The organism is Roseomonas aerilata DSM 19363 (assembly GCF_000711725.1).
GTDB classification, from domain to species: Bacteria; Pseudomonadota; Alphaproteobacteria; order Acetobacterales; family Acetobacteraceae; genus Roseomonas; species Roseomonas aerilata.
In genome coordinates, this window is sequence record NZ_JONP01000020.1 from 13,097 (window position 1) to 28,975 (window position 15,879).

9 protein-coding genes are annotated in these 15,879 nt (G+C 72.8%); 7 read left to right on the plus strand and 2 right to left on the minus strand.

Features of this window, described 5'->3' with window-relative positions; genetic code table 11:
- Positions 1–38 precede the first annotated feature (38 nt).
- From prsK to BO39_RS19925, 7 genes are all read left to right on the plus strand, one after another.
- Complete coding sequence (gene prsK, locus BO39_RS19895) at positions 39–2,129, plus strand: XrtA/PEP-CTERM system histidine kinase PrsK (RefSeq protein ID WP_052402340.1); 2,091 nt, start codon at positions 39–41, stop codon at positions 2,127–2,129.
- Positions 2,126–3,556, plus strand: a complete 1,431-nt coding sequence (gene prsR, locus BO39_RS19900; RefSeq protein ID WP_084698289.1) for a PEP-CTERM-box response regulator transcription factor — start codon at positions 2,126–2,128, stop codon at positions 3,554–3,556. The genes prsK and prsR overlap by 4 nt, the downstream gene beginning before the upstream one ends.
- The gene (gene prsT / locus BO39_RS19905) at positions 3,553–6,369 is read left to right on the plus strand and encodes an XrtA/PEP-CTERM system TPR-repeat protein PrsT (protein ID WP_043836721.1); all 2,817 of its coding nucleotides are present in this window, start codon (positions 3,553–3,555) and stop codon (positions 6,367–6,369) included. The genes prsR and prsT overlap by 4 nt, the downstream gene beginning before the upstream one ends.
- A gap of 36 nt (positions 6,370–6,405) precedes the next feature.
- Positions 6,406–7,779: a putative O-glycosylation ligase, exosortase A system-associated gene (locus BO39_RS19910; protein ID WP_052402341.1), complete on the plus strand. Its 1,374-nt coding sequence runs from the start codon at positions 6,406–6,408 to the stop codon at positions 7,777–7,779.
- Between the two features lie 30 nt (positions 7,780–7,809).
- Positions 7,810–8,160: a hypothetical protein gene (locus BO39_RS19915; protein WP_156963785.1), complete on the plus strand. Its 351-nt coding sequence runs from the start codon at positions 7,810–7,812 to the stop codon at positions 8,158–8,160.
- Between the two features lie 219 nt (positions 8,161–8,379).
- Positions 8,380–10,467 carry a hypothetical protein gene (locus BO39_RS19920; protein WP_043836726.1) on the plus strand — a complete coding sequence of 696 codons (2,088 nt, stop codon included), beginning with the start codon at positions 8,380–8,382 and terminating at the stop codon, positions 10,465–10,467.
- 72 nt (positions 10,468–10,539) lie between these two features.
- Positions 10,540–12,510, plus strand: coding sequence for an AsmA family protein (locus BO39_RS19925; RefSeq protein WP_043836728.1), 1,971 nt, complete (start codon positions 10,540–10,542; stop codon positions 12,508–12,510).
- A 36-nt stretch (positions 12,511–12,546) separates the two neighbouring features.
- Here the strand turns inward: BO39_RS19925 and BO39_RS30225 are convergent, their stop codons facing one another.
- Entirely contained in the window at positions 12,547–13,815 is a 1,269-nt protein-coding gene (locus BO39_RS30225; RefSeq protein WP_052402342.1) for a TAXI family TRAP transporter solute-binding subunit, read from the minus strand.
- Positions 13,816–13,890: 75 nt separating this feature from the next.
- A complete protein-coding gene (locus BO39_RS19935) occupies positions 13,891–15,879 on the minus strand; it encodes an acetyl/propionyl/methylcrotonyl-CoA carboxylase subunit alpha (RefSeq protein WP_043836730.1) in 1,989 nt (662 codons plus the stop codon).

Consider the following 15,879-nt stretch of genomic DNA (forward strand, 5'->3'; position numbering starts at 1 on the left):
CGGCTCTGGGCGCCGCCCGGACCATGAGCGGGATCGGCATGACCGCTCTCGTGTCATGGCCGCTCCAGGCAGCCTGTGCCGCCGTCTGCATCCTGGTCGCCCTTCTTGTCTGGACCACCGGCCGGAGGGGACTGACCACCTTGCTGCTCGGCGGCACCGCCGCCGCCCTGGGCGCCTGGGCGGGAGCCGCGGCCCTGTGGCCCATGGACGCGCCGCTCGGTGGTTTCACCGGTGTCCTGGAACTTGTCCGCGCTGGGGTCTGGTGCGCCCTGCTGCTGCACCTGCACGAGCGGGATGCGGCCGAGACAGCGCGTTCGCGTCACCTGCTATGGATCGGCGGCGTGGTGATCCTTGCCGTCCTCACCCTGCTGCCCTCGGTCTCCACCCTGAGCTGGGAGGCCTCGACCAGCTCCGTGCTGGCAACCCCCGCGATCGTGGCACGCCTTGGCCTCGCGGTCCTCGTGGTGCTGCTCGCCGAGAATGTCTATCGCGGCGCGGACGAGGCTGGGCGGTGGCACGTGAACCTGCCCTGCATCGCCATCGGCGGCCTTGGCGTGTTCGATCTCGTCCTCTACGCCGAGGCCGTGCTCGCCCACCGCTTCTCGCCGATCCTGCTCGACGCGCGGGCGGTGCTCACGATACTGGCGGCCGGGCTGCTGCTGGTTGCCGCGCTGCGCGACCGCCGCTGGCGGCGCGGGCCGCCCGTCTCGCGCCAGGCGGTGTTCCACGGCGCGACGCTCGTGGTCAGTGGCACCTTCCTTCTCGGCGTCGGCGCCGCGGGGCAGATGCTGGAAGGCCTTGGCGGCGCCTGGGGTCGCACGGCGCAGGCCAGCCTCCTGGCAGGGGCGGTCATGGCGCTCGCGGTCGCGCTCTCCTCCCGCTCTGCGCGGTCTCGCATCCGCCGCTTCCTCGTCGATCCCTTCTTCCGCGCGCGCTACGACTACCGGCGCGAATGGATGCGCTGCATCGCGGCTCTTTCCGGCCCCGACGGTCAGGCGCCTGCCCCCGTGCGCGCGGTGCGTGCGATCGCGGACGCGGTGGACAGCCCCGCCGGCGTCCTCCTCATGCGGGAGGAGGCCGATGGCGCGGTGCCCGGCGGCCTGCGCTGGTCCGGTTCCTGGAACACGCCCTCCGTGCCGGCCCCGGATGCGCGGCCGCTGCTGGAGGCGCTCGGCGCGGGCGAGCGCGTGCTCGTCCTCTCCGAGGCGACGCCAGGCGTGGACGCGCTGCGCGGCGCCTACGGTGCGCTCTGGCTCGCCGTGCCACTTCTGCACCACCGCCACGGCGTGCTCGGCACCGTGCTCCTCGCCCCGCCGCGCGCGGCCTTTCCGCTCGACACGGAGGTGTTCGAGCTGCTCCGCGCCCTCGGGCGGGAGGTTGCCATGTTCCTCGCGGAGCGGCAGGCGGCGGAGCGCGTCGCGGACGGGCGGCGCCTCGCGAGCTACGCCGCGCGATTCGCCTTCGTGGCACATGACGTGAAGACCGTCTCAGGCGGCCTCAAGCTGCTGCTGGGCAATGCGGAGGACAACATCAGCGATCCCGAGTTCCAGCGCGACATGTTGATTACCGTCCGGGCCGCCACCGCACGCATCGACACCCTGATCGCGCGGTTGCGCGAGCCCGGGGACGCGCTCACCAGCGCCGATGCCACCGACCCCCGTGGCAGCGTGCGCGACGTGCCGGATCGGCTGCGCTCCATCGCGCGCGGCCGCGGCCCGCGCGTGGTGGTGGAATGCGAAGGTAGTGCGGGCGGCGCGCTCATGCGCCCCGAGGCTTTTGAGGCAGCGGTCGGGCATCTTCTCGACAACGCCATCGAGGCCTCGCCGCCGGGCGCGCCGGTCCGCCTGCGCCTGCACGGTACGCCCGAGATACCGCTGCTCGACATCATCGACGAAGGGCCAGGCATGACCGCCGACTTCATCCGCGACGAGCTGTTTCGCCCGCTCCGCACCGCACGGCCTGACGGCAACGGCATCGGCGCCTGGCAGGCGCGCGAGTTGCTGCGCGAGGCCGGCGGCGAGCTGGAGGTGCACAGCCGCCCCGGCGCTGGAACCACCATGCGCCTGCGCCTGCCCACCCGTGCAGCGACGGCCCATCCCTCCACCCCCGCACAGGCGGCCTTCGCGTGAGCAAGCCCACCCTTCTCATCGTCGAGGACGATCCCGGCCTCCTCGCGCAATATCGCTGGTCCTTCCCCTCCTGCCGGGTGGTGCTCGCCTCCGACCGCCGGCAGGCGGAGGCGGTGGCGCGGCGCGAACACCCCGCCGCGGCCCTTCTCGACCTCGGCCTCCCGCCCGATCCCGAGGGTGTGTCGGAGGGTTTCGCCACGCTCGACGCGCTGCGCCGCATCATCCCCGGCCTGCCGGTGGTGGTCGCCAGCGGCCGGGACGAGCGCGCGAACATGCTGCGTGCCATCTCGGCGGGCGCCTACGACTTCTGCGAGAAGCCGGTCGATCTCGACGTGCTGCGCACCGTCGTCGATCGTGCCCTTCGACTCCGCGCGCTGGAGGAAGAGAACCGCCAGCTCGCCGCGGCGCCGCGCCCGAGCCCGATCAGCGCGATCATTACCGCCGACGAGGGTATGCTTCGTGTCTGCCGCACGGTGGAGCGGCTCGCGGGCGTCTCGGTGCCAGTGCTGCTGCTTGGCGAGAGCGGCACGGGCAAGGAGGCGCTGGCGCGTGCGCTGCACGAGCTCGGCCCGCGCGCCAAGCGCCCCTTCGCCGCGCTGAACTGCGCCGCCATCCCGGAGGCGCTGCTCGAGAGCGAGCTGTTCGGGCACGAGCGCGGCGCCTTCACCGGCGCGGTGCGGCAGGTGACCGGCAAGATCGAGGCGGCGAACGGCGGCACCCTCTTCCTCGATGAGGTCGGCGACCTGCCGATGTCGCTCCAGGCGAAGCTGCTCCGCTTCCTGCAGGACCAGGTGGTGGAGCGCGTCGGCGGGCGCACACAAACGCGGGTGGACGTGCGCGTGGTCTCCGCGACGAACCAGCCGCTGGAGACCTTGGCCGAGAATGGCGGCTTCCGCGGCGACCTGCTCTACCGCCTGAACGGCGTCACCGTCCGCATCCCGCCATTGCGCGAGCGCGGGGGCGACGCGCTGCTGCTCGCGCGCTGGTTCTTCGCCCGCCACTCCCAGGAGTTCGACCGCCGCCTGCGCGGCTTCGACGCCGGGGCGGCCGACGCCATCGCCGCCCATGCCTGGCCCGGCAATGTCCGTGAGCTGGAGAACCGCGTCCGCCGCGCGGTGCTGATGACCGATGGCCCACAGATCGGCGCCGCCGACCTCGAACTGGCCGCGGCGCCGCCCTCCGACCAGCCGCTCGACCTGCGGACCGCGCGGGCGGCGGCGGAGCGCGCGGCGATCCTGCGCGCACTCGCGCTCAGCGATGGTGGTGTTGCCGCCGCGGCCCGCCTGCTCGGCATCAGCCGCCCCACCCTCTACGGCCTGCTCGACGAGCACGGCCTGACGGCGCGGCCGGGCACTCGCGGGGCGGGCGACGCGCCCGCCAACGACGCCCAGGCCGCTGAAGACAACCTCTCCGGAGAACTCCCATGACCCGCCGCACGGCCCTTCCGCGTCCCCTGGCCATGGCCCTCGTCGCAGGCCTGTCGGTGGCCGCCGTGGCGCCGGCCGTCGCGCAGCCTCTGGAGCGCGCGCGGGCGGCCCAGGCGAAGGGCGACCTGCGGACGGCGCAGATCGAGCTGCGCAACGCCGTGCGCGACGATCCCCGCTCCCCGGTGGCCCGGATGGCGCTCGTGCAGGCGAGCCTCGATGTCGGCGACGGCGCGACCGCGGAGAAGGAGGCGCGCACTGCGCTCGAGCTTGGCGCCGACCAGGTGCAGGCAACGGCCGCGCTCCTCCGCGCCTATCTCGTGCAGAACAGGAACAACGAGCTCCTGCGCGACTTCCCGCCGCAGCCGGACAAGCCCGCCCTCGGCGCGCAGATCGCGGCGGCTCGTGCCCTCGCGCAGCTCTCGCTCAACCGCCAGGACGAGGCGGCTGCCTCGGTGGCGGAGGCGCTGAAGCTCAACCCCAACGCATCGGAGCCGCATACCGCGGCGGCGGCCCTCGCCCTGGTGAAAGGCGACCGCGCGGAGGCCGAAGCCGAGGCGGATCGCGCCCTCGCGGCCGACCCCAACTCGATCGAGGCGCTGCTCCGCAAGGGCACGCTGCAGATGGCCCGCGGCGCCGTGCGGGAGGGCGCGGAGACCGTGGGCCGCGTGCTCGCGCTGGCGCCCGGCAACATTCCGGCCCGCCTTGCCCGCGCGGAGGCGCTGATGGCTGCCGGCGACAACGCGGGTGCACGGCGTGACGTGGACGCGGCGCTGGCAAGTCAGCCCGGCAGCGCGGCCGCCGCCTATCTCCGCGCGAGCCTCTTCGCGCGCTCAGGCGACTGGCGGGCGGCGGATGACGACCTGCAGCGCATCCAGCCCGTGCTCGCGAACTTTCCCGAGGGCTTCCTCATCCAGGCCCTGGTGAAGCGCGCGCTGAACCAGACGGCGCAGGCGGAGGACTCCGCCCGCCGCTACGTTGCGCGCCGGCCTGAGGACGTGCGCGGCGTCAAGCTGCTTGCAGGGCTGGAAATGGAGGCGCAGCGCCCGGACGCCGCGGCCGGCACCGTGACGCGCTATCTCTCCCGCCTCGGCCCGCAGGGACAGGCCGATGCCGATACCTACGACCTGCTCGGGCGTGCCCATGCCGCCGCCCGCCGGCCCCGCGAGGCCGCGGAGGCGCTCACCCGCGCCGCCGCGCTCTCGCCGCAGGACACAGGCATCCTCAACCGCCTCGCCGCCGCCCGCCTCACCGCCGGCGATGCGCGCGGAGCGGCCGATGCGGCGCAGAAGTCGCTCGCGGTGCAGCCCGACCAGCCAACGGTGCGCGAGCTTCTCGCCACCGCCTCCATGCTGGGTGGCAACATGGGCGCGGCCAGCGCCCAGCTCGAGCAGCTCGGCCCGGAGGGGCGCCGCGGCGAGGCCGCCGGCGTGACCGAGGGAACGCTGAAGCTCACGAAGCTCGACGTCGCCGGCGCGCGCGCGTCCTACGAGGCCGTGCTGCGCGATCATCCGGACTCGATTGGTGCGCGCCTCGGCCTCGCCCGCGTGGCGAGTGCCACCGGCCGGCCGGAGGAGGCGGAGAAGCTGCTCGGCGAAGTGCTGCGGCGGGCGCCCACCAATGCGGACGCCCTCGCCCAGCTCGGCGCTGCCGCGCGTCCGGGCTCGCCGCGCGCCGTTCCGGCCCGTGCCGTGCTGGAATCCGTCCAGGCCGCGGCGCCGGGCGAGCTGGCACCGGCCCTCGCGCTGGCGGAGGTGCTTATCCGCTCCAACGAGCCGGCGAAGGCGCTCGAGCTGCTGGACTCCCAGGCGCTGCGGGCGAATGGCCGCAACCGGGGCCCGCTCCTGCCCATGGCTCGCTCCGAGGCGCTGGCCGCCGCCGGCCGGATGGACGAGGCCCGCGAGTCCGCACGCTCGGCCCTCGCGGAGGACCCGACCTCTGTCGATGCCCGGATCCGCCTCGCCTCCCTGACCTCGCGCGGCGGCGATGCCCGCGGCGCTGAGTCCGTGATCCAGGAGGGGCTCCGCAACACGCCGGCCGATCTGCGCCTGCAGCAGGCCTATGTGGCCCTTGTGAAGCAGGCCCGCGGCCTCGACGCCGCGCTGGCGCAAGCCGACCGCCTTGCCTCCCAGACGAGCGCGCTGCCCGCCGCTGCGGCGCTCCGCGGCGATCTGCTCGCCGGCGAGAACCGCATGGAGGAGGCTGCCCGCGCCTATGCCGCGGCGAATGAGAAGACGCCGAACCCGGGCCTCCTACTGCGCCAGTCCGCGGCCCTGCGCAGCGCGGGCAAGCTGCCGGAGGCCAGCGCGCCGCTACGCGCCCTGCTGGCGCGGCAGCCCGACGACCTTAGCGCTCTGATGGCGCTCGCCTCGCTCGACATCATGCAGCGGCGCTACACGGAGGCGGAGGCAGGTCTGGCCAAGGTGGTGGAGCGCTCCCCGAACGATGCCGTGGCGCTGAACAACCTCGCATGGCTGGTGGACCGCCGCGGCGCCACGGCCCAGGCGCGGGAGATGGCGGAGCGTGCCTATGCGCTCTCGCAGAACCCGGACACCGCGGACACGCTTGGCTGGATCCTCACTCGCGCCGGCGAGCCGCGGCTCGGCGTCGCCCTGCTGCGGCAGTCCGTCGCGGCGCGGGAGGCGGCCGGGGCGCCCGATCCATCCATCTCCTGGCGCCTGGCCTATGCGCTGCGCCAGGCAGGCGATCGCGACGAGGCGCTGCGCGTCCTGACGCCCGCGCTGGCGACCCCCGCCGCCTTCGACGGCCGGCCTGAGGCCGAGCGCCTCCTGGCCGACCTGAAGGCGGGGCGGTGAGCGCCGGCAGGCGCAATCCGCCGGGCGGGCGGCACGGTGCGTGACGCCGCCTTCGTCGCCACGATGGTGCTGCTGCTGCCGCTCGCGGTGGCGCGGCCCTTCGTCGGGGTCCTGCTCCTCACCTGGTTCCTGCTGATGGGGCCGGAGCGGCTGGTCTACGGGCCGGTCGCCTCGATGCCCTGGCTCCTCATGGTCTTCGCCGCGACGCTTTTCGGCTGTCTTCTCGCGGGCGAGCCCAGGCGCCTCCCGCTCAACGCGACGACGCTTCTCATCCTGGCGTTGATGGCGCTCTTCACGGTCACGGCTCTTGCCGCACCCGGCAACCCCGCGGCGGGGCTGGCCAAGTGGGAGGGTATAGAGACAACGCTCGTTGCCCTTCTCCTCACCGCGTCGCTGTTGACGGAGCGGCGGCGGCTGCATGCCCTCGTCTGGGTGATGGTCATTGCGATCGGCTACTACGGCGTGCGCAGCGGCGTTCTCTCGGCAGTGAGTGGCGGTGCCTACCGGCAATGGGCGCCGGAGGGATTGCCGATCGCCGAGAGCGGCCCGCTCGCCACGGCGGTCGTCGTCACGCTGCCGCTGATGAACTACCTTCGTTTGCAGTCGCGCAACGCGGTGGCGCGGATCGGGCTCGTCGGCGCCATGGGCCTTTGCCTTCTTGCGGTCCTCGCCAGCGGGTCGCGCGGGGCTTTGCTCGCCCTTGCGGCGGCCTGCGCCGCCTATGGCTGGACAGGCGGGCGGCGGGCACTCCCGACCGGCCTGGCGACGGCTGCCCTCGCGGTCACCCTCGTCATCTTCCCTGTGCTCCTGCCTCTTGCCGGAGGGGTGGGGGCCGCCGTCGACCTCACCGGCGCCGCGCCCTCTGCCGCGGAGCGGCTGGCGGCCTGGGAGACTGCGCTGCGCCTTGCCCTGGCCCATCCTCTTTCGGGCGCGGGCTTCGCGGGCCTCTCCGATGGGGCGGTGGTTGGGATAGTGTCGCCGGGCTCTCCCGGCCGCGCCGCGGGCAGCATCTGGTTCGAGGTGCTGGGCGAAGCCGGCTTCCTGGCGTTGGCGGGCTGGGTCGCGCTGTCGCTGACGGGCCTCCTCCAGGCACGGCGCCTCGCGGCCCTACCGCAGGAACGGACGGAACTGGCCTGGGCACGCGACCTCGGGCGGATGGCGATCGTCTCGATCGTCGCTTACCTCGTCGGTGGCAGTTTCTTCTCGTTGGCCTACTGGCACTTCCCGTGGGTACTGATCGTTGCGGTCGCGTCCACGGCCGTAATAATGCGGCGCAGCGAGGTGATGGCTGACGCCCGGCGCGACGGCTGGTTTCCGCGTGTCACGGGCGGGTTGCCAGAAGAGGCTGTCGCGCCGGAACTGCTGCCTGACGTATCCGGTATCGTCCGAAGCGCCGCGGTCGCCCGGTGAGTCGGCTCGGGAAAAGCGGATGCACCCGCCATGCGCGCGCGCCGCGCGAAGAGGGGAAATGCCATGAACGGCGCCTACTTCGTCTGCATGCTGATCGGGGTCTCCTGGCTGGCTGTCTGGTCCGTCCGGCGGGAACCGGGGCGGCGGAACTGGCTCGGCGCTCTTTTCGACATGGCGGGGGATTCAGATGAGGCGCGCGCCGGCACGCGGCCCCAATGGGCGCGGCGTGGGGCCAAGGGTCCGGGATCCTGGCGCGAACGTGGACGCGCCGGCTCGCAGCCCGAGCCATCCGACCACCAGTACGCCCTGCCGCAGCGGGGTGCGACCCAGCCGCGCCGTGTCCGTCGCGAACAGGCTTCGGTCTCCCGGCGGCGGCGCTGAGGCGGCGGCAGTTCTTCCGCCCACCCTTCGTCGGAGCTCCGGCCGCGGCGCCGGCCCGGTGCTGGAGAGGATGACCCCGCACCCGGCCGGCGAAGGATTCCATCGCGCGTCCGACCCACCCTTCCGCCACGCTACCCTTGCCCCGACTGGGCGTTTCGGTCGGGACGGGAAAAACCCCGGGCAGCCCGCCCTCTTCCGCCGCTCGCTGGGACACCACGGATGACGCATTCCACCCCCTCCTTCCTCCGTCGCACGGCCCTGGCGCTCGGGGCTGCGGCTCTGGCCAGGCCGGGCTTCGCTCAGGCCGCGCCGGCCCTTCCGTGCCCTTCCGGACCCGGTGAGATCGTCGGGCTGATGCTCGAGGGCACGGGGGCACCTGCCGGGACGGTCACGGTGTTCGGTCAGGCCTTCCAGCCCGGCCATATGCCGCGCGGCGCGGCGCTGCGCGCGCGCGACACCAACGGGCGCGAGTTCCCCGCGCAACTCGATGTCCTCGCGGTCCATCCGGACGGTTCGGCACGGCTCGGCGTCGTCTCGCTCGCCCCTCCCGCCATCGGCAAGGCGCAGGAGCGGGGCGTGATGCTGATGGCCGGCACCGGCGGCTCCACCGCGCCGCTCGATCTCGCTGCCGCGCTCTCCGGGCGCAGCGCGGTGCTGGAACTCGCCTCGGCCGGCGGCCAGGTCTGGCGGCTGGACCTTCTTGCGGCCTTCCGGTCGGCCACGGCGGACCAGGCCTGGCAATCCGGCCCGCTCGCCGTGCAGCGGCGGGTTTCCGTCGCGGTTCCCGGTGACTCCCTGGCCGGGGTCACCTCCCTCCGCGTCGTCGCGGACGTGTCGCTGCGGAGCGACGGCACGCTCTGGACGGAGGTCTGGCTACGCAACGACGCCGCCATGCGTCCCGGCGGCGGCTCCGCCTCCTACGGGGTGCGGGTGCTGCTGGACGGTCGGGAGGCAATGCGGACCGGCCTTCTCCACCAGTGGCAGTACACCGGCTGGGGGCGGCTGCTGGCGGCCGATCGCGGCAAGCCCGCGGCCGAGCCGCCGCGCCCGCGCCACGACGCGAACTACCTCGCCGATGCCGGGGCGGTGCCGCGCTACAGCATGTCGGGCGGCACGGTGGACCGGGCGCTCGGCCAGCTCGCGCGGCAGGTGGCCGAGGGCAACTGGTCGGCCCCGCTGGAGGCCCGCGGCATCACCCGCAACATGCCCGCGACCGGTGGGCGTGCCGATATCGGCCCCGTCACCCAGCCGCAGGCGCTGTGGCTCGGCACCGGGGACTACCGGGCGGCCACGGTCTCGATCGGACAGGCGGAGGCGGCAGGATCGGTGCCCTGGCACATGTGGGATCCATCGGTGAACGGCTGGCTGGACGTGAAGAAGTGGCCGCGCCTCTGGGTGGATGGGCGCGGTGGACCGCCGCCCGGCGGCCTCATGCAGAACGTCTCCGGCGACACTGGCTGGACGCCCGACACGGCCCACCAGCCGGACCTCTCCACCGTGCCGTTCATCCTGACCGGCCGGCGCGCCTTCCTGGACGAGCTGCTGGCGCAGAGCGCCTGGAACATCATCAGCCTCTGGCCTGCGCCGCGCGGGGAGGGAGAGGCGAACATCGTGCGTGGCGTGCAGGTCCGCGGCGCTGCCTGGAGCATGCGCCAGCTCGATAACGCCGCCTGGGCCGCTCCACGGGGGGACCGCACCGGCGACTACCTGCGCGGGGTGGCCGCCAGCAACTGGGCCTGGATCCGCGCGCAGATCCCGGAATGGACGCGGCGCCAGGGCGAAGCCCATGGCTGGATCCCCGGGGAGTACGGCACGCCCGGCGCCATCGCGCCCTGGCAACAGGACTACTTCGTCTCCACCGCCGTCCTCTCCGCCAGGCGGGGAAACGCGGATGCGCGCGCGGTCCTGGATTGGATGGAGAATTTTATTGCCGGGCGCTTCCTCTCGGGCGACCGCGGCTTCAACCCGCATGATGGCTGTGCCTACAACCTCGCCATGTGGCCCGAGAACCAGCCGCAATCGCCTTTCAACACCTGGGCGCGGATCGGCCAGGAAACGCGCGCGCGCAACATGTCGAACGGCAACGGCTGGTCCACCAGCGACGGCAACTACGGCGCGCTCGCCATCCATTCCCTTACGCTCATGTCGGAACTCACCGGCTCGCCCCGTGCGCGGGCGGCGCTTTCCTGGATCGTCAACGCGGGCGCGCCCTACACATCGCCGGCCGAGCGGGCGGGAACGCAGTTCGACATCGCCCCGCGCGACGCGGCCGGCGGCTGCCGGGTGCCGGCGAGGGGCACGCGCTGAGCGGCGCCCGATGAACCCTCGTCCATCTCCGGGGTTACAGAGGCAGGCCAGCACGACCTAGAGGAGGAAGCGATGGCGCAACGCCGTGTGCCGCGCTGGGCGATCTGGACCGGAATCCCGGTTCTTCTCGTCGCCCTCCTCGTCGCATTCTGGTCGTGGGACTGGTTCATCCCGCTGGCCGAGGCGCGCGCCTCGGCCGCGCTCGGCCGGCCCGTGAAGATCGAGCACCTCCACGTGCGGCTCGGCCGCGTCACCGAGGTGTCGGTGGACGGGCTGCGCGTGGCGAACCCCGAGGGCTTCCCCGACGATCCCCCCTTCGCCCGGGCGGAGCGGGCGGCGGTGCGGCTGGACGTCATGGCCTTCCTGCACGACCGTTCGATCGTGATCCCCTCGATCGAGGTCACGCGCCCCGTGGTCGAGGCCCGGGCGCTGGAGGACGGGCGCACGAACTACGCCTTCGACTTCGGCCAGCCCGCGGGCGAGACGGCCGAGCCCCGGCCGCCCTCCGCCGCGCCGCGGATCGGCCTGCTGCGGATAGTGGAGGGCCAGGCGCATGTGGTGGATCCCCGGCTGAAGGCCGACTTCAACCTCGCCATCGCCACCCGCAACGAGGACACGCCGGATGCCCGCATCGCCGTGGAGGCGAAGGGCACCTATGCCGGCCAGCCGATCACCGGCACCGCGACGGGCGGCGCTGTGCTGGCGCTCCAGGATCAGGACAAGCCCTGGCCGATCGAGATGCAACTCGCCAACGGGCCGACGCGGGTGAACCTGCAGGGCAGCCTGCGCAATCCGCTTGAGCTGCAGGGCGCGGATGTGCGGCTGGAGATGCAGGGGCCGGACATGGGCCTGCTGCAGGCCTTGACCGGTGTGCCGATCCCGAAGACCCCCGCCTACCGCATCGCCGGCCAGCTTGATTACGCGGATGGCCGGGTGCGCTTCCGCGACTTCCAGGGAAGGATGGGCAGCAGCGACCTCGCCGGCACGATCGCCGTCACCACCGGCGGCGCCAAGCCGACTGTGGAGGCGAATCTGCGGTCCAGCCGCGTGGACCTTGCCGATCTCGGCGGCTTCATCGGCGAGGAGCCGGGCCGCGCCTCCACCCCGGGCCAGACTGCCCAGCAGCGGCGCGAGCGGGCGCGGGACGAGGCGCGCAGCCGCGTGCTGCCCGACGACCCCATCAACTTCCCCAAGCTCGACGCAGCGAATGTCCACCTGACCTACCACGCCGATCGCATCACCGGGCGCAACATGCCCTTCGACACGCTGCGCACGGACATGGAGCTGAAGGACGGCGCCATCACCCTGCGCCCCATCGCGCTGGGCGTCGGCACCGGTCAGATCCAGGGCAACATGAACTTCGTGCCGGAGGAGGGCGGCCGGCTGCGCGCGCGGGCCGACGTCCAGTTCCAGCGCCTCGACGTGTCGCGCCTCATGCAGGCGACGAATACCTTCGAGGGAGCCGGTCGCATCAACGGCCGCGGCCATCTTGAGGGCAGCGGTCGCTCCTTCGCGGAACTGCTGGGGCGGGGCAGCGGCGAGATCACCCTGGGCATGTCCGGCGGCAACCTCTCGGCGCTGCTCGTCGACCTCTCCGGGCTCCGCATCGGCAATGCCCTCCTCTCCGCCCTCGGCGTGCCCGGGCGGACCACGGTGCAGTGCTTCGTCGCGAATGTCGGCCTCAACCGCGGGGTCGCCGGGCTGCGCACCGTGCTGCTCGACACGGAGGACGTGATCGTGAACGCGACCGGCAACGTGAATCTCTCGACCGAGCGGCTGGAGGTGCGGCTGCGGAGTGAATCAAAGAGCTTCACGATCGGTGCGGTACCGACCTCGATCCTCATCGATGGCAGCTTCCGCAACCCCGATGTCGGGCCCGACATGTCGGAGCTCGCGACGCGCGGCGGGCTGATCGGCGGGCTGGCCGCGCTCGTTGCGCCGGTTGCGGGCCTGCTGCCGACGATCCAGTTCGGCGTGGGCGAGGACAACCGCTGCGAGTCCCTCGTGCGCCGCGGGCGCCCCGTCGCGCGCCAGGCCCGCTGAGGAAGGACCGCGTCCGCGGGCTGAAGCCGGGCAGCCTCAGCGGCGGGGGCTGACCCGCGCCCAGATGGCTGGCCCGGCCTCCTCCACCGCCGCGACGATCTCCGAGCCGCGGCCCGGCAGCCGCGCGAGGAAATCGCGCCGCACGACGAGCACGGCATCCACTACCGGCACGACCACCGATCCTGGCTGCACCGGCCGCTTCCCGTCCCGCAACGGGCCAGAGCGCGGGTCGAGAAGGTTCTCGTAAGCGCCGCTTCGGGCATCGATCCCCTCGAAGCGATAGATCGGCTGCCCATCGGCCAGCCGAAGGCCCCGCAGCTCGGGGTTGGACACGGCGACGAGGCGCATCGTGCGCCGCCCGTCCGGCGTGTTCGTGGACATGCGGTTTGCGCCCTGCATGTCGCCGCTGTTCAGCCCGCTGATCCAGAGCATGCAGGTATCCCGGCTGTCCTTCACGCGGTTCACGGCCACGAGGTTCACCGGGTCGTTCACCCGCTGCACCGCGCGCAGCGCCGGCACCGCCTTGGTGAAGGCGCGCCAGGTCTCGGCCGTGCCGCTGCCCTCGCCGCCGAGGATGAGCCGCGCCCGGCCGTCAAGCGCGCCCGCGGTCGTCCACCCGGAAGCGGTGGGGCAGAGAAGATGCACGTACTCCCCGTAGACGCGCTTGAGGGGATCGAGCCCCGCCATTTCCTCGGGGTGCTCCACCGTCCGCAGGGCCAGCACATCGGCCTGGGAGAAGCCGAGCTCGCAATCGCCGGCCGCCAGCCGCCGAAGGTTTTCGCCGGAGCCGGCGGTAGCCAGCACCTCGATTTCGCCCGGAACGGCAAGCCGGGTGGCGATCTCGCGCGCCGCGAAGGTGTAGTTGCCGGTCGGGCTGCCGGCGCAGATCCGAAGGAGGGCGCGGGCGGAGGCCGCAGGTTCCTGCACCAGCGGCGAGGTTGGCGCCGGCTGCGAGGCCGGTGGCATCTGGGCGGGCACGGCCGGCGGCAGCTCCGGACCCGCCAGAGGGATAACGGCCTCTGCTGCCACGGTCGGCACGAGGTCCATGGTGACGAGTTCGGGAACAGCCTCTGCCAGAACTGACCCAGCCGTCGTCGGGGCAGGTGGCGCCCGCTCCGCCGGCACCGCGGACAGGATCTCACGGCGTGCGGCCAGGGCCGTTTCTTCCGGCTGAGCAGCGGCGACGGTGTCGAGGCTGCTGAGCTGCCTCCACGCGATGGTCGCGGAGACCGCGAAGAGCGAGAGCGCCCCCGCGCAGGCCATGAGCAGGAAGCGGGGCCGGATGGGGAGGGCGTCTTCTTCCATGGGATTCCCTTTGTCGGGGAATTCCTAGCCAGCCTCACGGCGTCGTGAAAGCAATTTCGCGATCAGTTGATCAATTTAGGACGGCACCTCCATCTTCACCAGCTCCATCCCGTCCTCGACCAAGTCCCCTACCTGGCAGAGGACGGCGGAGACCCGGCCAGATGCAGGAGCGGTAATCCGCATCTGAACCTTCATCGCCTCGAGCACGAGGAGGACGGCCCCGCGGGGCAGGTCTTGCCCCGGCTGCACCAGCACCTCAAGCACCTTACCGGGCATGGGCGCCAGGATCCGCCCGGCCGCTGGACCCTCGCCGCCGGCCGGGAGGCGCGGATCGACATAACGCAGGGCATGGGCACCGCCATTCAGGAAGACGGTGATGCGGTCACCCCGCCGTAGCACACGCGGTCGCGTGGCATCACCGTCGATGCGCAGCGCGATGGTGCCATCCGCTTCCTCCCGCCCCTCCACCTCCACCGGGCCGTCCGACAGGTCGAGGCGGAAGCCACCCGCGTGGGGATGAGCCCGCAGCGTGCGGGTGGCGCCCTCGTCCTCGAGGAGGAAATCCTGGTGTCCATCGCCATTCAGCCGCCAGGCGGTGGCGGCGCCCCAGGGGGAGTGGGGATCCGCCACATCGGCCGGGGCCCGGGCGCCGAGATCGAGCAGAAGCCGCGCGACCGCGGCGGCGAGGGCCGCGCGCGGAGCGGGGCGGGCAGGGGGCAGGAGCTCCGCCGCGTGGCGCGCGATGAAGCCGGTGTCTAGCTCACCGTACCGGAAGGCCGGGTGCGCCGCGATCGCCCCCAGCAGGGCCAGATTAGTCGCGGGTCCCGTGATTTCGGTCGCGGCGAGGGCACGCGAAAGCCGCCGGACAGCCGCCTCCCGGTCCGGACCGTGCACGATGAGCTTCGCGATCATTGGGTCGTAGTGGATGGTGACCGCGTCGCCTTCACGGATGCCGGTGTCCACGCGCACGCCCGGCTGCTCCAGCGGGAAGCGCAGGTGGTCCACGCGGCCGATGGAGGGCGCGAAGTCCCGCGCCGGGTCCTCGGCATAGAGCCGCACCTCGATGGCGTGCCCGCCGATGCGGAGAGCATCCTGGGTGAGGGGGAGGGGTTGGCCCGCCGCCACCCGAAGCTGCCACTCCACCAGATCCTGGCCGGTGATCGCCTCCGTGACCGGGTGCTCCACCTGCAGCCGGGTGTTCATCTCCATGAAGTGGAAGGCGTCGCCTTCGGCGATGAACTCCACGGTGCCGGCACCGACGTAGCCGATCGCCCTTGCGGCATCGCAGGCGGCGCGCCCCATGGCCTCGCGCCGGGCGGGGTCCATGCCGGGAGCAGGGGCCTCCTCCACTACCTTCTGGTGGCGGCGCTGGATGGAGCAGTCGCGCTCGAAGAGGTGGACGGTGCTGCCCAGGCTGTCGGCGAAGACCTGCACCTCGATGTGCCGCGGGCGGGTGAGATAGCGCTCCAGCAGGACGTGATCGTCGCCGAAGGAGGAGCGCGCCTCGCCTTTGGCGAGCGCCAACCCCTCCTCAAGCCCGGCGGCCGCTTCCACGATCCGCATGCCCTTGCCGCCCCCGCCGGCGCTGGCCTTGATCAGCAGCGGATAGCCGATGCGCTCGGCCGCTTTGCGCAGCGTGTCCGGCGACTGGTCCTCGCCGTGGTAGCCTGGCACCAGCGGCACACCGGCACGCTCCATCAGCGCCTTGGCGGCCGATTTCGAGCCCATGGCACGGATGGCTGAGGGCGGCGGGCCGATGAAGACGATGCCGGCCGCTGCGCAAGCCTCCGCGAACTCCGCATTCTCCGAGAGGAAGCCATAGCCGGGGTGGATGGCCTCCGCGCCCGAGGCACGTGCGGCCGCGATGATGGAGTCGATGCGCAGGTAGCTCTCCCGCGCCGGCGCCGGGCCCAGGTGGCGGGATTCATCGGCCATGGCGACGTGCATCGCATCCGCATCCGCGTCGGAATGCACGGCCACGGTGCGGATGCCCATGCGGCGGGCGGTGCGAATGACGCGGCAGGCGATCTCGCCGCGATTGGCAATCAGGATCGTGCTGAACAT